Consider the following 21,538-nt stretch of genomic DNA (forward strand, 5'->3'; position numbering starts at 1 on the left):
TGTCAGAGAACCGCGATGGCCCGGTCCGTCGGAGCCACTGGCGCCGGCAGGATGGTGCTGCCCATGAGGAACTTGTCCACGGCGGCCGCACAGGCCCGGCCCTCAGCGATGGCCCACACAATGAGCGACTGACCGCGGCCAGCGTCACCGGCCACGAAGATGCCCTCCGTGTTGGTCATGTAGTACCCGTCGCGGGACACGTTGCCGCGCCCGTCGAAGTCGGCGCTGACCTGCTCAGTGATGCCCGCAGGCTCGGCTCCGGTGAAGCCCAGCGACAGGAAGACCAGGTCCGCAGGGATGATCCGTTCGGTGCCGGCCTTGGGAAGCCGCTTGCCGTCAACGAATTCCGTTTCGGCCACCTTGACGCCGGTCAGCTTGCCGTTCTCGCCGACGAACTCCACGGTGGAGGCGAGGTAAGTGCGTTCGCCGCCTTCCTCATGGGCGCTGGCCATTTCGAAGAGGGTGGGGAACGTGGGCCAGGGCTGGTGCCCGGCACGTTCGGCCGGCGGCTGCTTGCCGATGGCCAGCGTGGTCACTGACGCGGCTCCATGGCGGTGCGCCGTACCGAGGCAGTCAGCACCGGTATCGCCGCCGCCCAGGATCACCACATGCTTGCCCTTGGCATGGATCTGGTTCTCCACCGTCTCCCCCGCGACAACGCGGTTGGCCGGCACCAGGTAATCCATGGCAAAGTGCACGCCTTCAAAGTCGCGGCCCGGGATGGGCAGGTTCCTCGGGACGGTGGCGCCGGTGGCAACCACGACGGCGTCGTAGCGGCGTCGCAGCTGCTCCCACGTCACGTCGGTGCCCACAGCGACGCCGGTGCGGAAGCGGGTGCCTTCCACCTTCATCTGCTCAACGCGGCGGTCCACCTGCTCCTTCTCCATCTTGAAGTCGGGGATGCCGTAGCGGAGAAGGCCGCCGATCTTGTCGTCACGTTCGTACACCGCAACGGTGTGGCCCACTCGGGTCAGCTGCTGCGCCACGGCCAGGCCTGCCGGGCCGGAGCCGACGACGGCAACGGTCTTTCCGGTCAGGCGCGTCGGAGGCAGTGGGTTGACCCAGCCGTTTTCGAACGCTTCGTCGATGATGGAGACTTCAACCTGCTTGATGGTGACTGCGGGCTGGTTGATTCCCAGCACACAGGACGCCTCGCACGGCGCCGGGCAAAGCCGGCCGGTCCACTCGGGGAAGTTGTTGGTGGCGTGCAGCCGCTCAATCGCTTCCTCGCCCTTGTCCCGCCACGCGAGGTCGTTCCATTCCGGGATGAGGTTGCCCAGCGGGCAGCCCTGGTGGCAGAACGGCACGCCGCAGTCCATGCAGCGGCCGGCCTGGGCCTTCAGGACACCCTTTTCCTGGGCCTCGTAGACTTCCTTCCAGTCCATGATGCGGACGGGAACGGGGCGGCGCGGCTGGGTTTCACGCTGGCGTACTTTAAGAAATCCGCGTGGATCAGCCACCGGTCACCTCCAGGATTCGAGCCCATACTTCTTCGCCATCAGGGTCCAGGCCCTCTTCGATGGCGTCCAGTCGGGTTTGCAGGACTGCCGCGTAATCGCGCGGCAGCACTTTGGTAATACGGGCAGCGGTATCGTCGAAGTTCTCCAGCAACCGCGCCGCATGGAGCGATTCCGTTTCCTCGACATGCTTCACCAGCAGGCCGTGGACGATGTCCCGGTCTTCGGCGTCGAGTCCAACGAGCTGGAGTTCGCCGGACTGCAGGGCGTCCTTGTTGACCTGCGTGGTCTGCAGGTCCAGCACGTAGGCGGTTCCGCCGGACATGCCGGCGCCGAAGTTGCGGCCGGTGCGGCCGATGATCAGCGTCTGCCCGCCGGTCATATACTCGCAGCCGTGGTCGCCGATGCCTTCAACAACTGCGGTGGCCCCTGAGTTACGGACCAGGAAGCGTTCGCCCACCTGGCCGCGCAGGAACATCTCGCCGCTGGTGGCGCCGTAGCCGATCACGTTGCCGGCAATGACGTTGCTTTCGGCCTTGAACACGTTGGTGCGGTCCGGCCGGACGATGATCCGCCCGCCGGAAAGGCCCTTGCCCACGTAGTCGTTCGAGTCACCGAAGAGGCGCAGCGTGATGCCGGCGGGCAGGAAGGCGCCCAGCGACTGTCCCGCGGTACCGGTCAGGGTGATGTCGATGGTGTCCGGCGCCAGCACGTCCGTGCTGAACGTCTTGGTCACCGTGTGGCCCAGCATGGTGCCCACGGAGCGGTCCGTGTTGATCACGTCCACCGCGATCTTCACCGGGCTGCGGTCAGTCAGCGCCTCCGTGGCCATGGTGATCAGGCGCTGGTCAAAGTGCTTGTCCAGCTCGTGGTTCTGCGAGGTCATGTTGCGCAGCGGAGCGTCGTCGTCGAACTCGAGCCCGTGCAGGATCGGGTCCAGGTCCAGGCCGTCGGCCTTCCAGTGGTTGATCGCTTCGCGGGCATCCAGCACCTCGGCGTGGCCGATCGCCTCTTCGATGCTCCGGAAGCCGAGTTCCGCGAGGATCTCGCGGACTTCCTCGGCCAGGAATTCGAAGAAGTTGACCACAAATTCGGGCTTGCCGGTGAAGCGGGCCCGCAGCTCGGGGTTCTGCGTTGCGACGCCCACCGGGCAGGTGTCCAGGTGGCAGACGCGCATCATGATGCAGCCTTCCACGACCAGCGGGGCGGTGGCGAAACCGAATTCCTCGCCGCCGAGCAGCGCGGCGATAACAACATCGCGGCCGGTCTTGAGCTGGCCGTCCACCTGGACCACCACACGGTCGCGCAGGCCGTTGAGCATCAGCGTCTGCTGCGTCTCCGCGAGCCCCAGCTCCCACGGCACACCCGCGTGCTTGAGCGAGTTCAGCGGGGACGCGCCGGTCCCGCCGTCGTGGCCGGAGACCAGTACGACGTCGGCCTTCGCTTTGGTGACACCCGACGCCACAGTGCCGATCCCCACTTCGGAGACGAGCTTAACGTGCACACGGGCCGAGGGGTTGGCGCGCTTTGCATCGTAGATGAGCTGCGCGAGGTCCTCGATGGAGTAGATGTCGTGGTGCGGCGGCGGCGAAATCAGGCCGACGCCGGGCGTCGAGTGGCGCGTCCGGGCAACCCAGGGGTACACCTTCTGCGCCATCAGCTGGCCGCCTTCGCCGGGCTTGGCACCCTGGGCCATCTTGATCTGGATGTCGTCAGCGTTCGTCAGGTACAGGCTGGTGACGCCGAACCGGCCCGACGCGATTTGCTTGACGGCAGAGCGGCGCTTCGGGTCCAGCAGGCGGTCCACGTCCTCGCCGCCTTCACCGGTGTTGGACTTGCCGCCCAGCTGGTTCATGGCGATCGCGAGGGTCTCGTGGGCTTCCTTGGAGATGGACCCGTAGCTCATGGCGCCGGTGGAGAAGCGCTTCACAACGCTGGAGACGGGCTCCACTTCCTCCAACGGAACAGCGGGACGGTCGTTCTTGAACTTGAGCAGCCCGCGCAGGGTCATCAGGTTCTCGGACTGGTCATCCACGCCCTTGGTGTACGCCTTGAAAATGTCGTAGCGGCGCTCACGCGTGGCGTGCTGGAGGCGGAAGACGGTCTCCGGGTTGAACAGGTGCGGCTCGCCGTCGCGGCGCCACTGGTATTCGCCGCCGCCCAGGAGCGGGCGGTGCGGCAGTTCGATGCCGCCTTCGGGGTAGGCCATCTGGTGCCGCGCCGAAACTTCGGCGGCGATGACGTCCAGGCCCACGCCGCCCAGCTGGGAATGCGTGCCGGCGAAGAACTCGTCCACCAGTTCCTGTCCGAGGCCCAGGGCCTCGAACGTCTGCGCACCGGTGTAGGACGCAACAGTGGAGATGCCCATCTTGGACATGATCTTCAGGACGCCCTTGCCGAGGCCCTTGATCAGGTTGTAGACGCCGTCCTGCGGGGTGACCCCAACAACGTCACCTGCGGTGATGAGCTGTTCCACGGATTCCATGGCCAGGTACGGGTTCACGGCAGAGGCGCCGTAGCCGATCAGGACAGCCACGTGGTGCGTCTCGCGGACGTCGCCGGCCTCGACCACCAGGGCGGTCTTGGTGCGGTTGGCGCTGCGCAGCAGGTGATGGTGCACGGCGCTGACCAGGAGCAGCGAAGGAATCGGGGCCCATTGCGCGTTCGAGTCACGGTCGGACAGCACAACGTACTGCACGCCGCGGTTGATCGCGCCGGAGACCTGCTCGCAGATCTCGGTGAGCCGGGCACGCAGCGCGTTCTCGCCGCCTTCGGGGCGGTAGAGCCCACGGACCTTCATGGCCACGCGGTCGCCGTCGGGCGTTTCGATGTTGGCGATCTTGGCGAGCTGGTCGTTGTTGATCACGGGGAACGGCAGCATGACCTGCGGCTGGCGGACCTGCTTGGTGTCCAGCAGGTTGCCGTTCGGGCCGATGGCGCACGTCAGCGACGTGACCAGCTCTTCACGGATGGCATCCAGCGGCGGGTTGGTGACCTGCGCGAAGGACTGCACAAAGTAGTCGAACAGCAGCCGGGGACGCTTTGACAGCACTGCGATCGGGGTGTCCGAACCCATGGCACCCAGCGGCTCGGCGCCGGTGCGGGCCATCGGGCCGAGCAGGATCTTGAGCTCTTCGGTGGTGTAGCCGAAGGTCCGCTGGCGGATGTTGACGGACGCGGCGGTGTGGACCACGTGCTCGCGCTCGGGGAGGTCCTTGAGGTCAATCAGGTTGTCCTTGACCCACTCGGCCCAGGGGTTCGCCGCAGCGACCTCGGCCTTGACCTCTTCGTCGTCGATGATGCGGCCGGCGTCGGTGTCCACGAGGAACATTTTGCCCGGGGAAACCCGGCCCTTCTTGACCACCTTGGAGGGTTCGACGTCGATCACGCCCACCTCGGAGGCGAAGATGATCAGCCCGTCTTCGGTGATCCAGTAGCGTCCGGGGCGCAGGCCGTTGCGGTCCAGGGTGGCACCCACGAGGTTGCCGTCGGTGAAGGAGACGGCCGCGGGGCCGTCCCACGGTTCCATGAGCAGGGAGTGGTATTCGTAGAACGCACGCCGTGCCGGATCCATGGTGGCGTGGTTTTCCCAGGCCTCGGGGATCATCATCATGATCGAGTGCGTGATGGGGCGGCCGGAGAGCCAGAGCAGCTCAGCGACTTCGTCGAAGGACGCGGAGTCTGACGCACCGGGGGTGCAGATGGGGTACAGCTCTTCCGGGGAGTCACCCAGCAACGGGTTGGCGAGCTGGGACTGGCGGGCGCGCATCCAGTTCCGGTTGCCCTTGACGGTGTTGATTTCACCGTTGTGGGCGATGGTGCGGAACGGCTGGGCCAGCGGCCAGGACGGGAAAGTGTTGGTGGAGAAGCGCGAGTGGACGATCGCCAGCTTGGTCTTGAAACGCTTGTCCGAGAGATCGGGGTAGAACGGCTCCAGCTGGGCCGTGGTCAGCATGCCCTTGTAGACAATGGTACGCGAGGACAGTGACGGGAAGTACACGCCGAACTTGTTCTGGGCACGCTTGCGGATCCGCCAGGCACGTGAGTCCAGCTCGTTGCGGTCCAGTTCCTCGCCGGTTGCCGAGGCAAGGAAGGGCTGAGAGAAGTACGGCATGCAGGCGCGGGCCATGGCGCCCACGAGGTCTGCGACGATGGGCACTTCGCGCCAGCCGAGGACGGTCAGGCCTTCATCGGCGGCAAGGCCTTCAATGCCGGCCTTGGCGGCGTCGGCTTCGCGCTGCTCGGCAGGGAGGAAGGCGGTACCGGCAACAAACTGGCCCGGTGCGGGGAGTTCGAATTCTGTGACGGCGCGGAAGAACTCGTCCGGGATCTGCATCAGCAGGCCGGCACCGTCACCGGTTCCCTCGTCGGCACCCACGGCACCGCGGTGCTCCAGGTTGCGGAGCGCGGTCAGCGCGGCGTCGACAATGTCGTAGCCGGGCTCACCGCGGAGCGTGGCGATGATCGCCAGGCCACAGGCGTCTTTTTCGTTCTCTGGGTTGTACAGACCCCGGGCCTCGGGCAGCGCGGCAAAGCGCTTGAACGGGGAGACGGGGCCCTGCGATCCTATTTTTTCGGACCAACGTGGGCTATGAAGATGGGTCATTGAAGACGTCCTTCCTCGAGATCGTGCGTATGGAAGGGACACCGTTGGCCCGCCTTGTAAGCGCCGATGTGATGGGCACAACAAAGTGTTATTTACTGGAAATTGTAGGCCAGACCGGCCTGCTGAACGAAGAGTTACGCAGGCCCGTGACCCGGACTTGACCGGCCAGCTGCTGTCTGCTGGCCGGATGGGCCCTGTTGCCACGACGCTGTGGTGTGTGGGCGCTCCGAGTGTTGACTCTGCTACCCTGCCGTGCTGGCGTCCTACTTGTTCGTGCCAGCCTCCGGCGCGGATTCCGTTGCCTTGTGGCGGGAACTTCCGGTTACCGGCGACTCCGGTACGGGCTTGTCGCCGTCCCGGACTGCCGGTTCCTCTTCCATTGGGGTGGAAGGGATCCGGGCACCATTTTGGTTATTTGGGAGATTATCACGCGATTCACTATCCGAGACAGAAGAGTCCGCATCGCGGACCGGTGCCTTTTCTTCCCCCGCAGCGTCCACGTCCTCGACTGCTGCCGGCTCGCGGCCCGCCAGGAAGGGAGTGTCCGGTTCCGGGCGGCCCTTCAATCCCAGGAGGACGAACACGATGAGTGCTGCCACAAAGACAAAGATGCTGGTCCAGACGTTGAGCCTGGTGGTGATCCCGAACAGGTTGATCTGTTCGGCGTCGTCGATCCGCATTGCTTCGATCCACACCCGGCCCAGCGTGTAATACATGGCGTAGAGCCAGAAGAGCCGGGCGCGGCGGAAGTGGAATCGGCGGTCCAGGGCCAGCAAGATGAGCACGCCGGCGATGTTCCAGAGTGACTCATACAGGAACGTGGGGTGGAAGAGCGTATCCACCGGCATGCCGGCCGGGAAGTTGGGGTTGTCCGCATCAATCTGCAGGCCCCACGGGAGGGTGGTGGGCCCGCCGAAGAGCTCCTGGTTGAAGTAGTTACCCCAGCGGCCAACGGCCTGCGCCAGCAGCAGTCCGGGCGCCGCGGCGTCCAGGAAGGCGGTGAGTTTCACACCGGACCGGCGGCAGCCGATCCAGGCGCCCAGGACGCCCAGAACCACGGCACCCCAGATGCCCAGTCCGCCACGCTGGATCTGCGGGATGAGCCACAGGTCCCCGGTCCCGTCGAAGCCGGGCCCGAAGTAGGCGTCCGGGGACGAAACCACGTGGTAGAGCCGGCCGCCGATGATGCCGAAGGGAATCGCCCAGATGACGATGTCCCAGACGCTGCCTTCGGGCGCACCGCGGCGGGCCCACCTGACGGACGTGAGCCACAAGCCCACGATGATCCCGGCGAGGATACACAGGGCATAGGCGTGGATCCGCAGAGTCCCCCACGGTAGCGGGATGTCGAAGCCGGACCAGTCCGGGCTGGGAATGCTGGCCGGCACCAGGGCGGCGGCCTGAAGGAGGATCTGCATGGGGGTTAGGCTTCTTCCCTGACGAGTCCTGCGCTCAGGTCCCGGGTGAGGTCTGCGACGGCGGGGACTCCCCCGTCACGGATGGCGGCAACAAGCGCGGTGCCAACGATGACACCGTCTGCGTATGCTGCGATCTCGCGGACGTGGCTGGCGTTGGAGACGCCGAGTCCCACACACACGCGTTCGGCGCCGGCGGCGTGCGTGTCAGCCACGAGCTTCTCCGCGCTGCTGCTGACGGCCTGGCGGGTCCCCGTCACGCCCATGATGGAGACGGCGTACACAAAGCCGCGGCTTGCCTTGACGGTCATAGCCAGGCGCTCCGGGGTGGAGGACGGCGCCACGAGGAACACGCGGTCCAGTCCGTACTTATCCGAGGCGGCGAACCATTCCGATGCTTCGTCCGGGATGAGGTCAGGCGTGATGAGCCCTGCTCCCCCGGCTTCGGCCAGCCGGCGCGAGAACTCGTCCACACCCATCCGGACCACGGGGTTCCAGTAGGTCATCACCAGCACGGCGACGTCGGTGGCTGCCGTGATGCCGGCGACAACGTCAAAGACGCTCTCGACTCGGAATCCGTTGGCGATCGCCTCGGTGGTGGCGGCCTGGATGACCGGGCCGTCCATAACCGGATCCGAGTAGGGAATGCCGATTTCGATCAGGTCGGCACCGTTCTTCGCCATGGCGATGCCGGCGTCGATGGTGGCCTGGACGTCCGGGTACCCGGCAGGCAGGTAGCACACGAGCGCTGAGCGCCCGGCGTCCCGTGCACGGTCGATGGCGGCGGCGGACTTGCTGGCCGTCTGTTCAGTCATCAGTTCTGGTCCTCGTTGTTGTCCGCGGCGCTGGTGGCAGGGGCAGCTGTGGCGGGAACGGCTTCAGTTTCCGCCCTGTCGGCAGGGCCCTTGGGCTTGCGGGTGGACAGGTTGGTGCCCTTGACCTTGCCCTCCTCGTCGAGCATGTCAAACCATTCCGCGGCGGTTTCCACGTCCTTGTCGCCGCGGCCGGAAAGGTTCACAATGACCACAGTTTCGGACGGGTCGGCACTGCCTTCGGTGAGGCGCTTCCCGACCTTGATGGCACCCGCGAGGGCGTGTGAGGATTCGATGGCGGGGATGATCCCCTCCGTCCGGCAGAGCAGCTTGAACGCATCCATTGCTTCGCTGTCGGTGATGGGCTCATAGGTGACGCGGCCGATATCGGCCAAGTAGGCGTGTTCCGGGCCAACGCCCGGGTAGTCCAGGCCTGCGGAAATCGAGTGCGACTCGATGGTCTGCCCGTCGTCGTCCTGCATGAGGTAGGAGCGTGCGCCGTGCAGGACGCCGGGCTTGCCGAGGGTGATGGTGGCTGCGTGCCGGCCGGTGTCCACGCCGTCGCCGCCGGCTTCAAAGCCGTAGATCTTCACGGACGGATCATCCAGGAATCCGTGGAAGATGCCGATCGCGTTGGAACCGCCGCCGATGCAGGCGCAGACGGCGTCGGGCAGTTTGCCGGTCTGCTCCAGGATCTGGGCGCGGGCTTCCTCGCCGATGACCTCGTGGAAGAAGCGGACCATGGCCGGGAACGGGTGCGCCCCGGCGGCGGTGCCCAGCAGGTAGTGGGTGTTGTCGACGTTGCTGACCCAGTCCCGGAGGGCGTCGTTGATGGCGTCCTTGAGGGTCTGGGAACCATTCACCACGGGCACCACGGTGGCGCCGAGCAGCTGCATCCGGGCGACATTCAGTGCCTGCCGGCGGCAGTCTTCGGCGCCCATGTAGACAACGCATTCCAGGCCGAGGAGCGCGGCGGCGGTGGCGCTGGCAACGCCGTGCTGCCCGGCGCCGGTCTCGGCGATGACGCGGGTTTTCCCCATGCGCTTGGCCAGCAGGGCCTGGCCCAGGACGTTGTTGATCTTGTGGGATCCGGTGTGGTTGAGGTCCTCGCGTTTGAGGAAAATCCGGGCGCCGCCGGCGTGCTCGGAGAACCGCTTGGCTTCGGTCAGCAGCGAGGGACGGCCGGAGTAGTTCTTGTTCAGATCGGAGAGCTGGGCCAGGAATTCGGGATCTGCCTTGGCCTTTTCAAAGGTGTCTTCGAGCTCGTCCAGGGCGGCGATCAGCGATTCAGGCATCCAACGCCCGCCGTAGCCGCCGAAGTATGGCCCCGGGGCGTGCTTCAGCGAGCCGCCCTGCAGGAAAGCGTCCGCAGCGTTGTTGTCAGCGTTTTCTGAGGGTGCGTCAACCATCAGTCTCACCGTCCTGTTCAAGTTGGTCGTTCGGAAGTGTTGTGCCGCCGGCGCCAGGCCCGGCGGGTGCCCGGACTAGGCCCGGGCGGCGATGGCGGCAGCGCCGGCCGCCGTGAATTCGGCGATCCGGTCACGCGGCGTTGCGTCGCTGACGAGGGCCTCCCCCACCAGGATGGCGTTGGCGCCGTTGGCGGCGTAATGCGTCACGTCGTCCACGCCGCGGACACCGGATTCGGCGATGACCAGCGCTTCGGCCGGAATCAGTCCGGCGAGGGAGGCGAAAACTGAACGGTCGACGTCGAGCGTCTTCAGGTTGCGCACGTTAACGCCGATGATGCGCGCCTCAGCCGCCACTGCACGTTCGATTTCCTCTTCCGTGTGTGTCTCCACGAGCACGTTCATGCCGAGTTCGCGGCTGAGGGCGCTGAACTCCCGGAGCTGGCTGTCGGAGAGCGACGCCACGATGAGCAGGATCAGGTCCGCGCCGTGGGCGCGGGCCTCCCAGATCTGGTACTCATCGAGGGTGAAATCCTTGCGGAGCAGCGGAACGTCCACGCGGGCACGGACGGCGTCCAGGTCCGCAAGGGAGCCGTTGAAGCGCCGCTGCTCGGTGAGGACGCTGATCACGGCTGCGCCGCCGTCGGCATACTGCTCTGCCAGCGCTGCCGGATCCACGATGCTGGCGAGGTCGCCCTTGGACGGGCTGCGCCGCTTGATTTCCGCGATGACCTTCAGCTGGTCCCGCTGCACCGCGGTGCCGCCGAGGGCCGACCAGGCGTCCCGGGCGGGTGCCGCGGCCGCCGCCAGGTCCTTCAGGTCCGCCAGCGAAACGAGACGCTTCCTGGCCTCCATATCCTCCCAGACACCGGCATTGATGTCGTCGAGAACAGTCGCCATCAGTGGCCGGAGCTCTTCAGCTTGCTGCCTTCGACGCCGTAGCCCGCCTTGCGCATGATGTAGCCAAGAATCAGGCCGAGGACCATCACGGCTGCGCCGGCGATGAAGATGGGGGTGTTGGCGATGACAAAGGCGATGGACGCGATGAGGGCGCCGACCAGCATAACGATCACGCAGGTCCAGGCCGCGGGGCTGTTGCCGTGGCCAAGTTCCTGGCTGTGGTCAACGACGCCGGGGGCAACGGTCCGGGTGCCTGATTTCGATACGGAAGCGGGTGCTTTGCTCATGTGAATCTCCTCGGGATGAATACTGCTTACATTCTGCCATTTTTTGGCCGTTACCTGCCTATCGGCAGACGTGGCTCAGGTTCCAGCGGGCTGCTCGCGTTTGGCTGCGAGCGGGAGTTCAGGTGGGATCGTCGCCGCGCGAGAGCCGGTCCCAGCTGTCGATCTCGTCCACAGGACCGGTGGCGGCCGCCGTACTGCCGGCGGGCCCTCCGTATGTGGCTGCGTCATATTTGGTCCGCGACTTCCAGTGCCGGCCAGCGGGGATGATCAGCAACGCGGCCAGCGCCAGCAGGGCACCGGCGACGACGGCGAGGACCGGGAAGGCGGTAACGGCCACTTCCGCGTTCCCGCCGGTGACCCCGGTGGCAGCGGCGATGGAGCCCTGCGCGGCGCCCAGCGGGTCAGCCAGCACCGTGGCGGCCGCGGCAATGATGCCGACGGAGGCCAACATGATGAGGGCGGTGATGACCCACCGCGAGAACTTTCCTGCGATGGATGCTGCCAGTCCGCCCGCCAGGGCCACGACGGCCAGGGCCGTCACCGCGGTGGCGGCCTTGCTGCCCTGGACCGACAGGGTGTTCTGGTCCCCCGCGGCCTGGCCCACCTGGTTGGCGTCCAGACTGACGGTGATCCAGGTCTGGGTGGTGGCGCCGAAAACGGCCAGCGCAAGGACGGCGATCAGCAGTACCAGTGTGGATTTCCTGGCCCAGGCCGGCGTCATTCGGCGCCCTGGCTTTCCTCGGCGGTGCTGGCGTCGCTGGTGTGAGAGGTGCCGGGGAGCGATTCCGCCGCAATGTTGTGCAGCGATCCGGCGGTGTGCACGGCCCGGAGCGGAGCGGCCGCCTTGTTCACGGTCTCCAGGGCTTCTGTGGGGTTCACGGAATCCGCCACGATGCCTCCGCCGGCCTGGACGTAGGCGCGTCCTTCGCGGAGAAGGGCCGAGCGGATGGCAATGGCCATGTCCATGTCGCCGGCGAAGTCGAGGTAACCCACCACGCCGCCGTAGATGCCGCGGCGGTGCGGTTCAAGCTCGTCCAGCAGGCGCAGAGCCCGGGGCTTCGGGGCACCGGACAGGGTGCCCGCGGGGAAGGTCGCTTTCAGGACGTCGTAGGCGTTGGCGTCCGGGGACAGCTTGCCCACCACGGTGGAGACCAGGTGCATGATGTGGCTGAACCGCTCCACCTCCATGAACTGCGTGACGTCCACGGTTCCCGCCACGCAGACCTTGGACAGATCGTTGCGGGAGAGGTCCACGAGCATCAGGTGTTCGGCGCGTTCCTTCTGGTCGGCCAGCAGCTCCTCGGCGAGGGCCTTGTCTCCCTCCACCGTTTTGCCTCGGGGCCGTGAACCGGCGATGGGGTGGGTGATGACTTCTTCACCGGTTACCGTCACCAGGGCCTCGGGTGAGGACCCTACGATCGAGTACTCCCGGCCGTCGGCGTCCTCGAGGCTGAAGATGTACATGTACGGGCTGGGGTTGGTGTTGCGCAGGACGCGGTACACGTCAAGGGGCGAGGCGCCGCACTCCATTTCGAAGCGGCGTGAAATCACCACCTGGAACACTTCGCCGTCCACAATGGCTTCCTTGCCGCGATCCAGCGCGGCCAGGTAAGAGGGTTCGTCCCACCGTTCCTCGACGCTGGAGGCGAAATCCAGGGCGGCGGGCTCCAGTACGGAAACCGGCTGGGCCACGGGCGTGCTGATCTGGGTGAGGAGGGCCTTGACCCGTGCCACGGCATCTTCCCAGGCCTCGTCCACGCGGTCGGAGCTCCCGTCGAAGTTGATGGCGTTGGCGATCAGCAGCACTGTGCCGTCATGGTTGTCGTGCACTGCCATGTCCGTGACCAGGTTCAGCGCCATCTCGGGCAGGTGGAGGTCATCCTCCGGCGGGCTGGTCAGCCGTTCCCAGTGGCGGACAGTCTCCCAGCCCAGGAAGCCGACGAGGCCGGAGGTGAACGGCGGCAGTCCGTCAAACCTGCTGGTCCGCAGTGCTTCGATGGTGTCGCGGATGGCGTCCACGGGGTTGCCGTCCAGGGGCACGCCGGCAGGGGGCTGGCCCAGCCAGTGCGCCTGGCCGTCCTTGGTGGTCAGGGTTGCCCGGGACTTCGCGCCAATAAAGGAGTACCGCGACCACGTGCCGCCCACCGCCGCGGACTCCATCAGGAACGTGCCGGGCTGGCCCTGGGCCAGCTTCCGGTAGAGGCCGATAGGGGTCTCCGCGTCCGCCAGCACTTTGAGCGTGACGGGGATGACCCGGCTGCTGCCGGCGAGTTCGCGGAACTCCTCGAGGCCCGGGCTGATGATTCCAAGGTCCTGCATGGCTATGCTTCGCCGCCTGTTCTTGTGTGTCGCCTGGTGAAATGTCGCCGGGTGTGGAACGGCGCCAGTCCTATGCTGCCAAAAGTGTTCGCCTGGGGGCGGGTCATCCGCCCCGGGCCGTGGGTCAGACTGCCTCGCCGGTCTGGACTTCCAGGTCCCTGCCCTCGAAGCAGGTCCGGGTGCCGGTGTGGCACGCCGCGCCGACCTGGTCCACGCGGATCAGGAGGGCATCGCCGTCGCAGTCCAGGGCAACCGATTTGACCCACTGGACGTGGCCGGAGGTGTCCCCCTTGCGCCAGTATTCCTGGCGGGAGCGGGAGTAGAAGGTGACCCGGCCGCTGGTCATGGTGCGGTGCAGGGCTTCATCGTCCATCCAGCCCAGCATCAGCACTTCGTGGGTGTCGAACTGCTGGACCACCGCGGCAACCAGCCCGGCGCCGTCACGCTTCAGTGCGGCCGCGACGGCAGAAGGAAGCGGGCTTGTGGCGGGGGCCGGGACAATTACGGGGGCGGAGGCGGGCTGCTCAGACATCAGACCAAGTCTAGTGCCTCATCAGCGGCCTCCGAATATGCACCAACGGGCATACAAACAGTGTGTGAACAAGGGCACCTATCGGCTGGCGGTTCTGCTGCCCAACTTCGCTGCTCTCGTGCTAGTTTCACAAGTGATGCATTTCGTCGAACCGTCCCGAGAAGTCCTGGCCGAAACCCTGCTGGCGGCCGGCCCTGATGCCCCCACCCTCTGCAGAGGCTGGCGCACCAGGGACCTTGCCGCGCACCTTTACCTTCGCGAACGCAAGGCTGCCGTAGGGCTTGGCCTCATCATCAAGCGCCTGTCCAAGGCTTCGGACAAGGCCACCGCCAAGCTCGCGGCAAAGCTGAAAACCGCTGACGACTACACCGGCCTCGTGAACACCTTCCGTGGTGGCCCGCCGGCTCTGTCCCCCATGAACATCAAGGCCTTGGACGAGAGCTCCAACCTGATCGAATATTTCGTCCACACCGAGGACATCCGCCGGGCTGTGGACCGCTGGGCACCGCGCGCCCTCGACGAGGCCTACTCGGACGCCCTATGGGACGAACTGATCAAGCGGGCAGCCATCCTTTACCGTGGCGTCGACCTTGGCATTGTGCTGGTGCGCCCGTCCGGGCCGCGGCACGTCGCCAAGCGGGCACCGGTTTCGGTGGCGATCGTTGGTGAGCCGGGCGAACTGCTGATGCACGCCCACGGCCGGACCCGCCACGCCCTGGTTACTTTCGAAGGCCAGCCGGACGCCGTCGCCCTGCTCCAGTCGGCTGAAGTCGGCCTCTAACAAAGCAACGCGGGGTCACTTCTTGCCCAATAACCATCGGTTACCGGGCAAGAAGTGACCCCGCGTTGCTGAGTCGGGGGGTTAGCGGACTTCGAAACCTGCGTCGCGGATTGCCTGCTTGACCTGGGACATCATGTTGTCGGGGCCCCAGTGGAAGATCGAGGCCGCCAGCACGGCGTCCGCACCGGCGACGACGGCCGGCGGGAAGTGAGCCGGTTCCCCGGCGCCGCCTGATGCGATGATCGGCACTTTCACGGCTGCCCGGACGAGCCGGATCAGTTCCAGGTCGAAGCCGTCCTTGGTGCCGTCGGCGTCGATGGAGTTGAGCAGGATTTCCCCGATGCCTCGGTCGGCGGCTTCCCTGGCCCACTCGATGGCGTCGATCCCGGTACCGGTGCGGCCGCCGTGGGTGGTCACTTCAAAGCCCGACGGCGTGGGCTGGGACCCGGGGCGGGTCCGGCGGGCGTCCACGGACAGGACCAGCACCTGCGAACCGAAATGCCGGCTGATTTCGTTGATAACGTCCGGCCGGGCAACGGCGGCCGTGTTGATGGAAGCCTTGTCCGCGCCGAAACGCAGGAGCTTGTCCACCTCGGCAACACCGCGGACACCGCCGCCCACGGTCAGCGGGATGAAGACTTCCTCGGCCGTGCGGCGGACCACGTCGAAGGTGGTTTCGCGGTTGCCGGAGGACGCCGTGACATCGAGGAACGTCAGTTCGTCGGCGCCCGCATTGTCGTAGCGGTGTGCCAGCTCCACCGGGTCCCCCGCGTCGCGGAGCCCCTCGAAGTTGATGCCCTTCACAACGCGCCCGGCGTCGACATCGAGGCAGGGGATGACTCGTACAGCTACAGCCATGGGGACTCCTGGAATTCTCGGGTGGGTTCTGCGGCGCGGCGTGAACCGGGCGGGACGCTCAGATACGGCAGGCGTGGATGCTGCTGACCAGGATGGCGCGGGCGCCGAGGTCGTAGAGCTCATCCATGATCCGGTTGGTTTCCTTCTTCGGAACCATGGACCGGACGGCCACCCAGTCGGAGTCGCGCAGCGGTGAGACGGTGGGTGATTCCAGGCCGGGAGTCAGTGCGGCGGCCTGTTCCACGAGTTCCTTGCGGATGTCGTAGTCCATGAGCACGTATTGGCGTGCCACGAGGACGCCCTGCAGGCGGCGGATCAGGACTTCAATCTCCTTGGCGGTGCCGTTCGCGGCTCCGCCATCGCCGGTGCGGCGGATCAGGACAGCTTCAGACTTGAGGATCGGCTCGCCGAAGATTTCCATCCCGGCGGCCTTGAGGGTGTTGCCCGTTTCCACGACGTCGGCGATGGCGTCAGCTACGCCGAGGCGTACTGAAGACTCCACGGCGCCGTCAAGCCGGACCACCTTGGCGTTGATGCCCCGCTCGGCGAGGTAGCCGCGGAGCAGCCCGTCGTAGCTGGTGGCGAGGCGCTTGCCTTCCAGCTCTTCTGCGGCGGCGAAGTCACCTACGGGTCCGGCGAAGCGGAACGTGGACGCAGCGAAGCCCAGGGGCAGCAGTTCCTCGGCCTCCACCTCGGCGTCCAGCAGCAGGTCGCGGCCGGTGATGCCGACGTCGAGGGTTCCCCGGCCGACGTAGACGGCGATGTCGCGGGGGCGGAGGAAGAAGAACTCAATGTCGTTGTCCGGGTCCATCATGACCAGCTCGCGGGTGTCGCGGCGTTGGCGGTAGCCCGCCTCGGACAGCATGGCGGAGGCGGCTTCGGACAGGGAGCCTTTGTTGGGGACGGCTACTCGCAGCATGGGGGTCCTTCTTGGTTGGGAGGTCTGTGGATCAGGCAAACGGGCCACGCAGGGCACGGGCAGGCAGTTGTTGACCGCCGCGTGCAGCAGTGGCTACAGATGCTTGTAGACGTCTTCCAGGGTCAGGCCTTTAGCGAGCATCAGAACCTGCAGGTGGTAGAGCAGCTGGGAGATTTCCTCGGCCGTGGCCTCATCGGATTCGTACTCAGCGGCCATCCACACTTCGGCTGCTTCCTCCACGACTTTCTTGCCAATGCCGTGGACTCCGGACTCCAATTCAGCGACGGTGCGGGAGCCTGCCGGGCGGGTGGCTGCCTTCTCACTCAGTTCAGCGAACAGCGTCTCGAAATTCTTCACGCCCTACAGCCTACTTGCTGCCGGCCCGGGGGCGCCTTTCGGGCCGCTGCATGACGGGCGCGATGTGAGCGAACACACACCGCGCCCCGGCAGCCCGCTGCCAACTACCTGCTGCTACGTGTACTGCTTGAGGAGGACTGCGGTGACCAGGGCTGCCGTCACCGCTTCATGGCCCTTGTCTTCGCTGGAGCCCGGCAGGCCCGCGCGGTCCAGTCCCTGCTGCTCCGTATCGCAGGTCAGCACGCCGAAGCCCACCGGCACGCCGGTGGAGACACTGACATCGGTAAGTCCCGACGTCGCCGCCTGGCAGACGTATTCAAAGTGCGGCGTGCCGCCACGGATCACGACGCCGAGGGCCACCACTGCGTCAAAGTGCGGTGCCAGCCGCGCGGCGGCGACGGGAAGCTCGAAGGCGCCCGGAACGCGCAGTACGGTGGGTTCACTGATGCCCGCGTCCCTGGCGGCGCGCAGCGCACCGTCCAGGAGTCCGTCCATGATCTGGGTGTGCCAGCTGGCTGCCACAATGGCCAGCCGCAGCTGCGACGTTTCCGCCGGATTGAGGGTGGTGAGGTCAATATCTGGTGCGCCGTGTCCGCTCATGCGTGAATCTGTTCCGTTCAGTTTTGGTCGTGGTCGAAATCGTCGACAGCGCCGCTGGGCACCGTGACAACGTGTGTGTCCAGCGTCAGCCGGTGCTCCATGCGGTCCTTTTTGGTCTGCAGGTAGCGGATGTTCTGGTCACGGGACGGCACCTCGGTGGGCACCATTTCCACCACCTTCACACCGGCTTTGGCGAGCCTGTTCTTTTTGTCCGGGTTGTTGCTCAGGAGCCGGACCTCGTGGAGGCCCATCTCGGCCAGGATCTGGGCGGCCGCCTTGTAGCAACGGGCGTCCACCGGCAGACCCAGCTGCTCGTTGGCCTCCACGGTGTCAAAGCCAGCTTCCTGGAGGGCATAGGCCTTGATCTTGTTGGCCAGGCCGATCCCCCGGCCTTCCTGCCCGCGCAGGTAGAGCAGCGTGCCGCCGAACTCGTTGATCAGCTCCAGGGCATAGGCCAGCTGTTCGCCGCAGTCACAACGGTAGGAGCCGAAGACGTCGCCGGTCAGGCACTCGGAATGCAGCCTGACCAGCGGAGCAACGCCCTCCTTGGGCGGATTGGGTGAGCTCACCGCCAGGTGCTCGGCGCCCGTAACCAGGTCTGTCCACGCCTGGGTAATGAAATCGCCAAATGCCGTGGGCAGCTGCACAATCGGACCACCGCTCACGGGGTGGTGGGCCCGGCCGTTGCCGGATGCCCCCCGGTGGTGGCCGTTCTGGTGGCTGTCGTCCGAAACTCCGGAAGCCGTCATCATTACTCCTCTACTCCGCCCGGGCGTCCGGCCCGGTGTCACTGTCGGCGGGAGACCCGGCCCCTGCTTCAAGGTAAGCCACCAGATCCTCAATCGAGATCAGGGGGCACCCATGTTCAGCGGCGAATCCCCGCAGCCCGTCGAGCCGCATCATTTCACCGTCGTCGTACACAACCTCGGCGATCACGCCCACTGGCTCCAGTCCGGCGAGCCGGCAGAGGTCCACGGCCGCTTCGGTATGGCCGGGGCGTTCACGCACTCCTCCGTTAACTGCCCGGAGCGGGAAAATATGCCCGGGCCGGGTCACGGCCGCCGGTCCGGCGCCGGGGTCTGCAAGGACGCGGGCCGTGAGGGCCCGGTCCGTGGCGGAGATTCCGGTGCTGACACCGGCTGCCGCGTCGCAGGAAACGGTGTACGCCGTACCCTTCGCGTCCTCGTTCACTGCCACCATGGGCGGCAGTGCCAGGGCATCGGCGCGCTCCCCGCTCAAGGGGACGCAGATGACGCCGGAGCTGTAGCGGATGGTCCATCCCATAAGGGCAGGGGTGGCATGCTGTGCGGCAAAGATGATGTCGCCTTCGTTTTCGCGGTCCTCGTTGTCCACCACCAGCACGGGCCGGCCGGCAGCCATGGCGCGGATGGCATCTTCGACGGGGTCAAGTCCGAAGGTTACGCTAGGCACCGGGCCGGCGTCCGCGGCCGGGTCCAGCCGAACGGCGGCGTTCATCGTTCGCCCCCGGTGGTTCCGCCGGTGCTGAAGGCCAGCAGCCGTTCGGTGTATTTCGCGAGCACGTCCACTTCCAGGTTGACCCTGCTGCCGGTTTCCTTGGCCCCCAGGCCGGTCTCTGCCAGTGTGGTGGGGATCAGCCCCACTTCGAACCAGGGCTCCGGCTCCGCGGCGGGGCTGACCGCCGTGACGGTGAGCGAGACGCCGTCAATCGCGATGGAGCCCTTCTCCGCTATATAGCGGGCGAGGTTGGCCGGCACGCCGAACCGGAGGCGTTCCCAGTTGCCGAGCGCCTCGCGCTCCAGCAGCTGCCCGACGCCGTCGACGTGGCCCTGGACGACGTGGCCGTCCAACCGGCCGCCGGCGGGAACGCAGCGCTCAAGGTTCACCGAGTCACCGGCGGCAAGTTCGCCGATGGTGCTGCGGACGAGGGTTTCGCCCATCACATCAACGCTGAACTCTTTGCCCTCGATGGCGGTGGCCGTCAGGCAGACCCCGTTGACGGCAATGGACCCGCCCAGTCCGAGCCCTTCGGTGGTGCCGGGCGCCCGCAGGCGGAGCGTTGCGCTGGCATCGCCGTCCCGCTCCACGGACAGGACCTGTCCCTGTTCGGCAATAATTCCGGTAAACATCAGTAGCCTCCCATGGCTGGTTCCGCGGCAGTGCGGGATAGGTGTGGTTCAAAAGCTTCGGTTGGTTCTGGACGGAGGTGCAGCCTCAGGTCCCGGCCCAGGGTCAGGACGGCGCCGCCGTCGGAGGGGTCCCAGTCCCAGTGCCGGGCATCCGCGAGGGTGGTGATTCCCAGTCCGTTGAGGGCGGGAGTTCCGGAGCCCAGCAGGGTGGGGGCAAGGTAGACAATGAGTTCGTCCACAAGCCCGGCGGCCAGGAATGAACTGAGGATGCGTGAGCCGCCTTCCACCATGACGTGGCGGACTCCCTCCGCGTAGAGGAGCGAGAGCGCCTCCCGCGGATCCCGCGTGGGCAGGTGGAGCACGTTCCCGTCATCACCCCGGACGGCGGCGTCGGCCGGGATGTCCCGGAGGCCCATCACGGCGCGCAGCGGCTGTTTGCCGGCTGTGGCTCCGGACGCGTCGCGGGCTGTCAGCCGGGGGTTGTCCACGAGCACGGTCTGCGTGCCCACGAGGATGGCGTCGATCCGCCGCCTGAGCCCGTGGTTGTCAGCGAGGGACTCGGGCGAGGAGATCCACTGGCTCGTGCCATCCTCAGCGGCGATCCGGCTGTCCAGGGTCTGGGCGATGTGCAGCGTCACGAACGGGCGTTGTGCGGCCACTCCGAGGAACCACTGACGGTTCAATTCGAACGATTCGCCGGCAGCGAGCCCGCTGCGGACCTGCACCCCGGCCCTCCGGAGGGTGGCCGCGCCGCCCGCCGCAGGGTCATGCGGGTCGTCGACGGCGTAGACCACGTCCGTGATTCCGGCACGAATGATCGCCTGGGTGCAGGGCCCCGTGCGACCGCTGTGGTCACAGGGTTCCAGCGTGATCACCATCGTGCAGCCGCTCAGGTCCAGCCCGGCGGCCTCAGCCTGGGTGATCGCATCGGCTTCCGCGTGGGGTGTGCCGGCGCCGCGGTGGTAGCCGGTCACCAACTGGCGGCCGGCCGCATCGATCACGACGGCGCCCACCAGCGGATTCGCTCCGCGCGGGCCCTGCAGGGCTGCTTCCAGCGCGGCGTCCATGGCGGCGGTTTCGACGGCACTGAAAGCCGTCACAATTTCAATCCGGTTCATGGGGCGGCCACCGGTCCGGTGGCTTCGGTTCCCGGAGCATGGGAAATCCTGGCTTCAAAGAGCCATCGCAAGGGGTTCATGTGTGTTGTCGTTCCTTCCCTCTAGAACCGCGATGGCTCCGGGGGTATACGACAGCAGAAGGCCGCAGCACCAAAAGGTGCCGCAGATACAGCTGTACGTGCTTCTCTCATCCAGACTTTAACTGTCGGTACCGGAATTTCACCAGTTCAACCGTCCGCCGGTTCCTTCCCTGAAGGGGGAAAGCGCCGGCTCGCGGGTCGCGGACTATCACCGCCGGTTCGGACTTACACCGACCCCGGAGCACGTATTGTGTGTTGCTATTCTGCCATAACCACAAGGTGGCCCAGACTATTCCGCGGACGCAGCACGTAACTTGATGCTGCCGGCTTCGCGGAGCCGTCCGATGGCTGCTGCCGGGTCCTCCGCGCCGTAGACAGCCGAACCCGCCACAAAGACGTTGGCACCTGCTTCGGCCGCCCGCAGAATGGTTTCCTCGGTAATGCCACCGTCCACCTGGAGGGCGACATTGATTCCGGAGCCGTCAATGGCTGCCCGGGCCTTGCGGATCTTGGGCAGGGTGAAGTCCAGGAACGCCTGGCCGCCGAAGCCCGGCTCCACGGTCATGATCAGGAGCATGTCCAGTTCCGCAAGCATGTCCAGGTATGGTTCCACAGCCGTCGCAGGGCGCAGCGCCATGCCGGCCTTGGAGCCCCGGGCCCGCAGTTCGCGGGCCAGTTTGACCGGGGCAATGGAGGCCTCGGCGTGGAAGGTCACTGAGGCCAGCCCCGCGTCGGCGAACCCCGGCGCCCAGCGATCGGCGTCGGAGATCATCAGGTGGGCGTCCAGCGGGACGGGGCTGACCGCCTGGATCCGCTGGACCACGGGCAAGCCCAAGGTGAGGTTGGGGACAAAGTGGTTGTCCATAACGTCCACGTGCACGGCGTCAGCGTTGCTGATGCGCTGCAGTTCGGCTTCGAGGTTGACGAAGTCGGCGGACAGGATGCTGGGGTTGATGCAGCACTGCGGCATGGGGGAAACTTTC

The 21,538-nt window shown here is 66.4% G+C and carries 20 protein-coding genes and 1 riboswitch; of the genes, 1 reads left to right on the forward strand and 19 read right to left on the reverse strand.

From position 1 onward, the window contains the following. Positions 1-2: 2 nt before the first annotated feature. The 10 genes from AU252_RS01910 to hisI form a co-directional block, all read right to left on the reverse strand. Positions 3-1,460, reverse strand: a complete 1,458-nt coding sequence (locus tag AU252_RS01910) for a glutamate synthase subunit beta (protein WP_058929281.1) — start codon at positions 1,458-1,460, stop codon at positions 3-5. Next, the gene (gene gltB / locus AU252_RS01915; RefSeq protein ID WP_058929282.1) at positions 1,453-6,063 is read right to left on the reverse strand and encodes a glutamate synthase large subunit; all 4,611 of its coding nucleotides are present in this window, start codon (positions 6,061-6,063) and stop codon (positions 1,453-1,455) included. Before gltB ends, AU252_RS01910 begins: the two co-directional genes overlap by 8 nt. 263 nt (positions 6,064-6,326) lie before the next feature. After that, positions 6,327-7,481, reverse strand: coding sequence for a prolipoprotein diacylglyceryl transferase (gene lgt / locus AU252_RS01920; protein WP_058929283.1), 1,155 nt, complete (start codon positions 7,479-7,481; stop codon positions 6,327-6,329). Between the two features lie 5 nt (positions 7,482-7,486). Continuing rightward, complete coding sequence (trpA, locus tag AU252_RS01925; protein WP_056345641.1) at positions 7,487-8,293, reverse strand: tryptophan synthase subunit alpha; 807 nt, start codon at positions 8,291-8,293, stop codon at positions 7,487-7,489. Beyond that, the gene (gene trpB / locus AU252_RS01930) at positions 8,293-9,699 is read right to left on the reverse strand and encodes a tryptophan synthase subunit beta (protein ID WP_083510222.1); all 1,407 of its coding nucleotides are present in this window, start codon (positions 9,697-9,699) and stop codon (positions 8,293-8,295) included. The genes trpA and trpB overlap by 1 nt, the downstream gene beginning before the upstream one ends. A gap of 75 nt (positions 9,700-9,774) precedes the next feature. After that, positions 9,775-10,596: an indole-3-glycerol phosphate synthase TrpC gene (trpC, locus tag AU252_RS01935; RefSeq protein WP_058929284.1), complete on the reverse strand. Its 822-nt coding sequence runs from the start codon at positions 10,594-10,596 to the stop codon at positions 9,775-9,777. Continuing rightward, the gene (locus tag AU252_RS01940) at positions 10,596-10,883 is read right to left on the reverse strand and encodes an HGxxPAAW family protein (RefSeq protein ID WP_056345635.1); all 288 of its coding nucleotides are present in this window, start codon (positions 10,881-10,883) and stop codon (positions 10,596-10,598) included. Before AU252_RS01940 ends, trpC begins: the two co-directional genes overlap by 1 nt. 118 nt (positions 10,884-11,001) lie before the next feature. Then, positions 11,002-11,604: a Trp biosynthesis-associated membrane protein gene (locus tag AU252_RS01945; protein ID WP_058929285.1), complete on the reverse strand. Its 603-nt coding sequence runs from the start codon at positions 11,602-11,604 to the stop codon at positions 11,002-11,004. After that, positions 11,601-13,202 carry an anthranilate synthase component I gene (locus AU252_RS01950; RefSeq protein ID WP_058929286.1) on the reverse strand — a complete coding sequence of 534 codons (1,602 nt, stop codon included), beginning with the start codon at positions 13,200-13,202 and terminating at the stop codon, positions 11,601-11,603. Before AU252_RS01950 ends, AU252_RS01945 begins: the two co-directional genes overlap by 4 nt. Positions 13,203-13,326: 124 nt before the next feature. Beyond that, complete coding sequence (hisI, locus tag AU252_RS01955; protein ID WP_058929287.1) at positions 13,327-13,734, reverse strand: phosphoribosyl-AMP cyclohydrolase; 408 nt, start codon at positions 13,732-13,734, stop codon at positions 13,327-13,329. 136 nt (positions 13,735-13,870) lie between these two features. Between hisI and AU252_RS01960 the strand changes: the two genes are divergently transcribed. Then, positions 13,871-14,515: a TIGR03085 family metal-binding protein gene (locus tag AU252_RS01960; protein WP_058932697.1), complete on the forward strand. Its 645-nt coding sequence runs from the start codon at positions 13,871-13,873 to the stop codon at positions 14,513-14,515. Between the two features lie 81 nt (positions 14,516-14,596). Here the strand turns inward: AU252_RS01960 and hisF are convergent, their stop codons facing one another. From hisF to rpe, 9 genes are all read right to left on the reverse strand, one after another. Continuing rightward, on the reverse strand, positions 14,597-15,373 hold the full coding sequence (hisF, locus tag AU252_RS01965) for an imidazole glycerol phosphate synthase subunit HisF (protein ID WP_058929288.1): 777 nt from the start codon (positions 15,371-15,373) through the stop codon (positions 14,597-14,599). A 58-nt stretch (positions 15,374-15,431) separates the two neighbouring features. Continuing rightward, positions 15,432-16,292, reverse strand: a complete 861-nt coding sequence (gene hisG / locus AU252_RS01970; RefSeq protein ID WP_058929289.1) for an ATP phosphoribosyltransferase — start codon at positions 16,290-16,292, stop codon at positions 15,432-15,434. 93 nt (positions 16,293-16,385) lie between these two features. Continuing rightward, positions 16,386-16,649 carry a phosphoribosyl-ATP diphosphatase gene (locus tag AU252_RS01975; protein WP_056345618.1) on the reverse strand — a complete coding sequence of 88 codons (264 nt, stop codon included), beginning with the start codon at positions 16,647-16,649 and terminating at the stop codon, positions 16,386-16,388. A 114-nt stretch (positions 16,650-16,763) separates the two neighbouring features. Further along, complete coding sequence (gene ribH, locus AU252_RS01980) at positions 16,764-17,249, reverse strand: 6,7-dimethyl-8-ribityllumazine synthase (RefSeq protein WP_058929290.1); 486 nt, start codon at positions 17,247-17,249, stop codon at positions 16,764-16,766. A gap of 17 nt (positions 17,250-17,266) precedes the next feature. Next, positions 17,267-17,998 (reverse strand): GTP cyclohydrolase II, encoded by a 732-nt coding sequence (ribA, locus tag AU252_RS01985; RefSeq protein ID WP_058929291.1) that lies wholly within the window; start codon positions 17,996-17,998, stop codon positions 17,267-17,269. A gap of 10 nt (positions 17,999-18,008) precedes the next feature. Next, on the reverse strand, positions 18,009-18,725 hold the full coding sequence (gene ribB / locus AU252_RS01990) for a 3,4-dihydroxy-2-butanone-4-phosphate synthase (RefSeq protein WP_083510223.1): 717 nt from the start codon (positions 18,723-18,725) through the stop codon (positions 18,009-18,011). Then, a complete protein-coding gene (locus AU252_RS01995) occupies positions 18,722-19,357 on the reverse strand; it encodes a riboflavin synthase (protein WP_058929292.1) in 636 nt (211 codons plus the stop codon). Before AU252_RS01995 ends, ribB begins: the two co-directional genes overlap by 4 nt. Continuing rightward, on the reverse strand, positions 19,357-20,475 hold the full coding sequence (gene ribD / locus AU252_RS02000; protein WP_058929293.1) for a bifunctional diaminohydroxyphosphoribosylaminopyrimidine deaminase/5-amino-6-(5-phosphoribosylamino)uracil reductase RibD: 1,119 nt from the start codon (positions 20,473-20,475) through the stop codon (positions 19,357-19,359). The genes AU252_RS01995 and ribD overlap by 1 nt, the downstream gene beginning before the upstream one ends. Before the next feature lie 174 nt (positions 20,476-20,649). Beyond that, positions 20,650-20,804: riboswitch (FMN riboswitch) on the reverse strand. Positions 20,805-20,844: 40 nt separating this feature from the next. After that, on the reverse strand, positions 20,845-21,525 hold the full coding sequence (gene rpe / locus AU252_RS02005) for a ribulose-phosphate 3-epimerase (protein WP_058929294.1): 681 nt from the start codon (positions 21,523-21,525) through the stop codon (positions 20,845-20,847). Positions 21,526-21,538 lie beyond the last annotated feature (13 nt).

This window comes from Pseudarthrobacter sulfonivorans (assembly GCF_001484605.1).
GTDB lineage: Bacteria > Actinomycetota > Actinomycetes > Actinomycetales > Micrococcaceae > Arthrobacter > Arthrobacter sulfonivorans_A.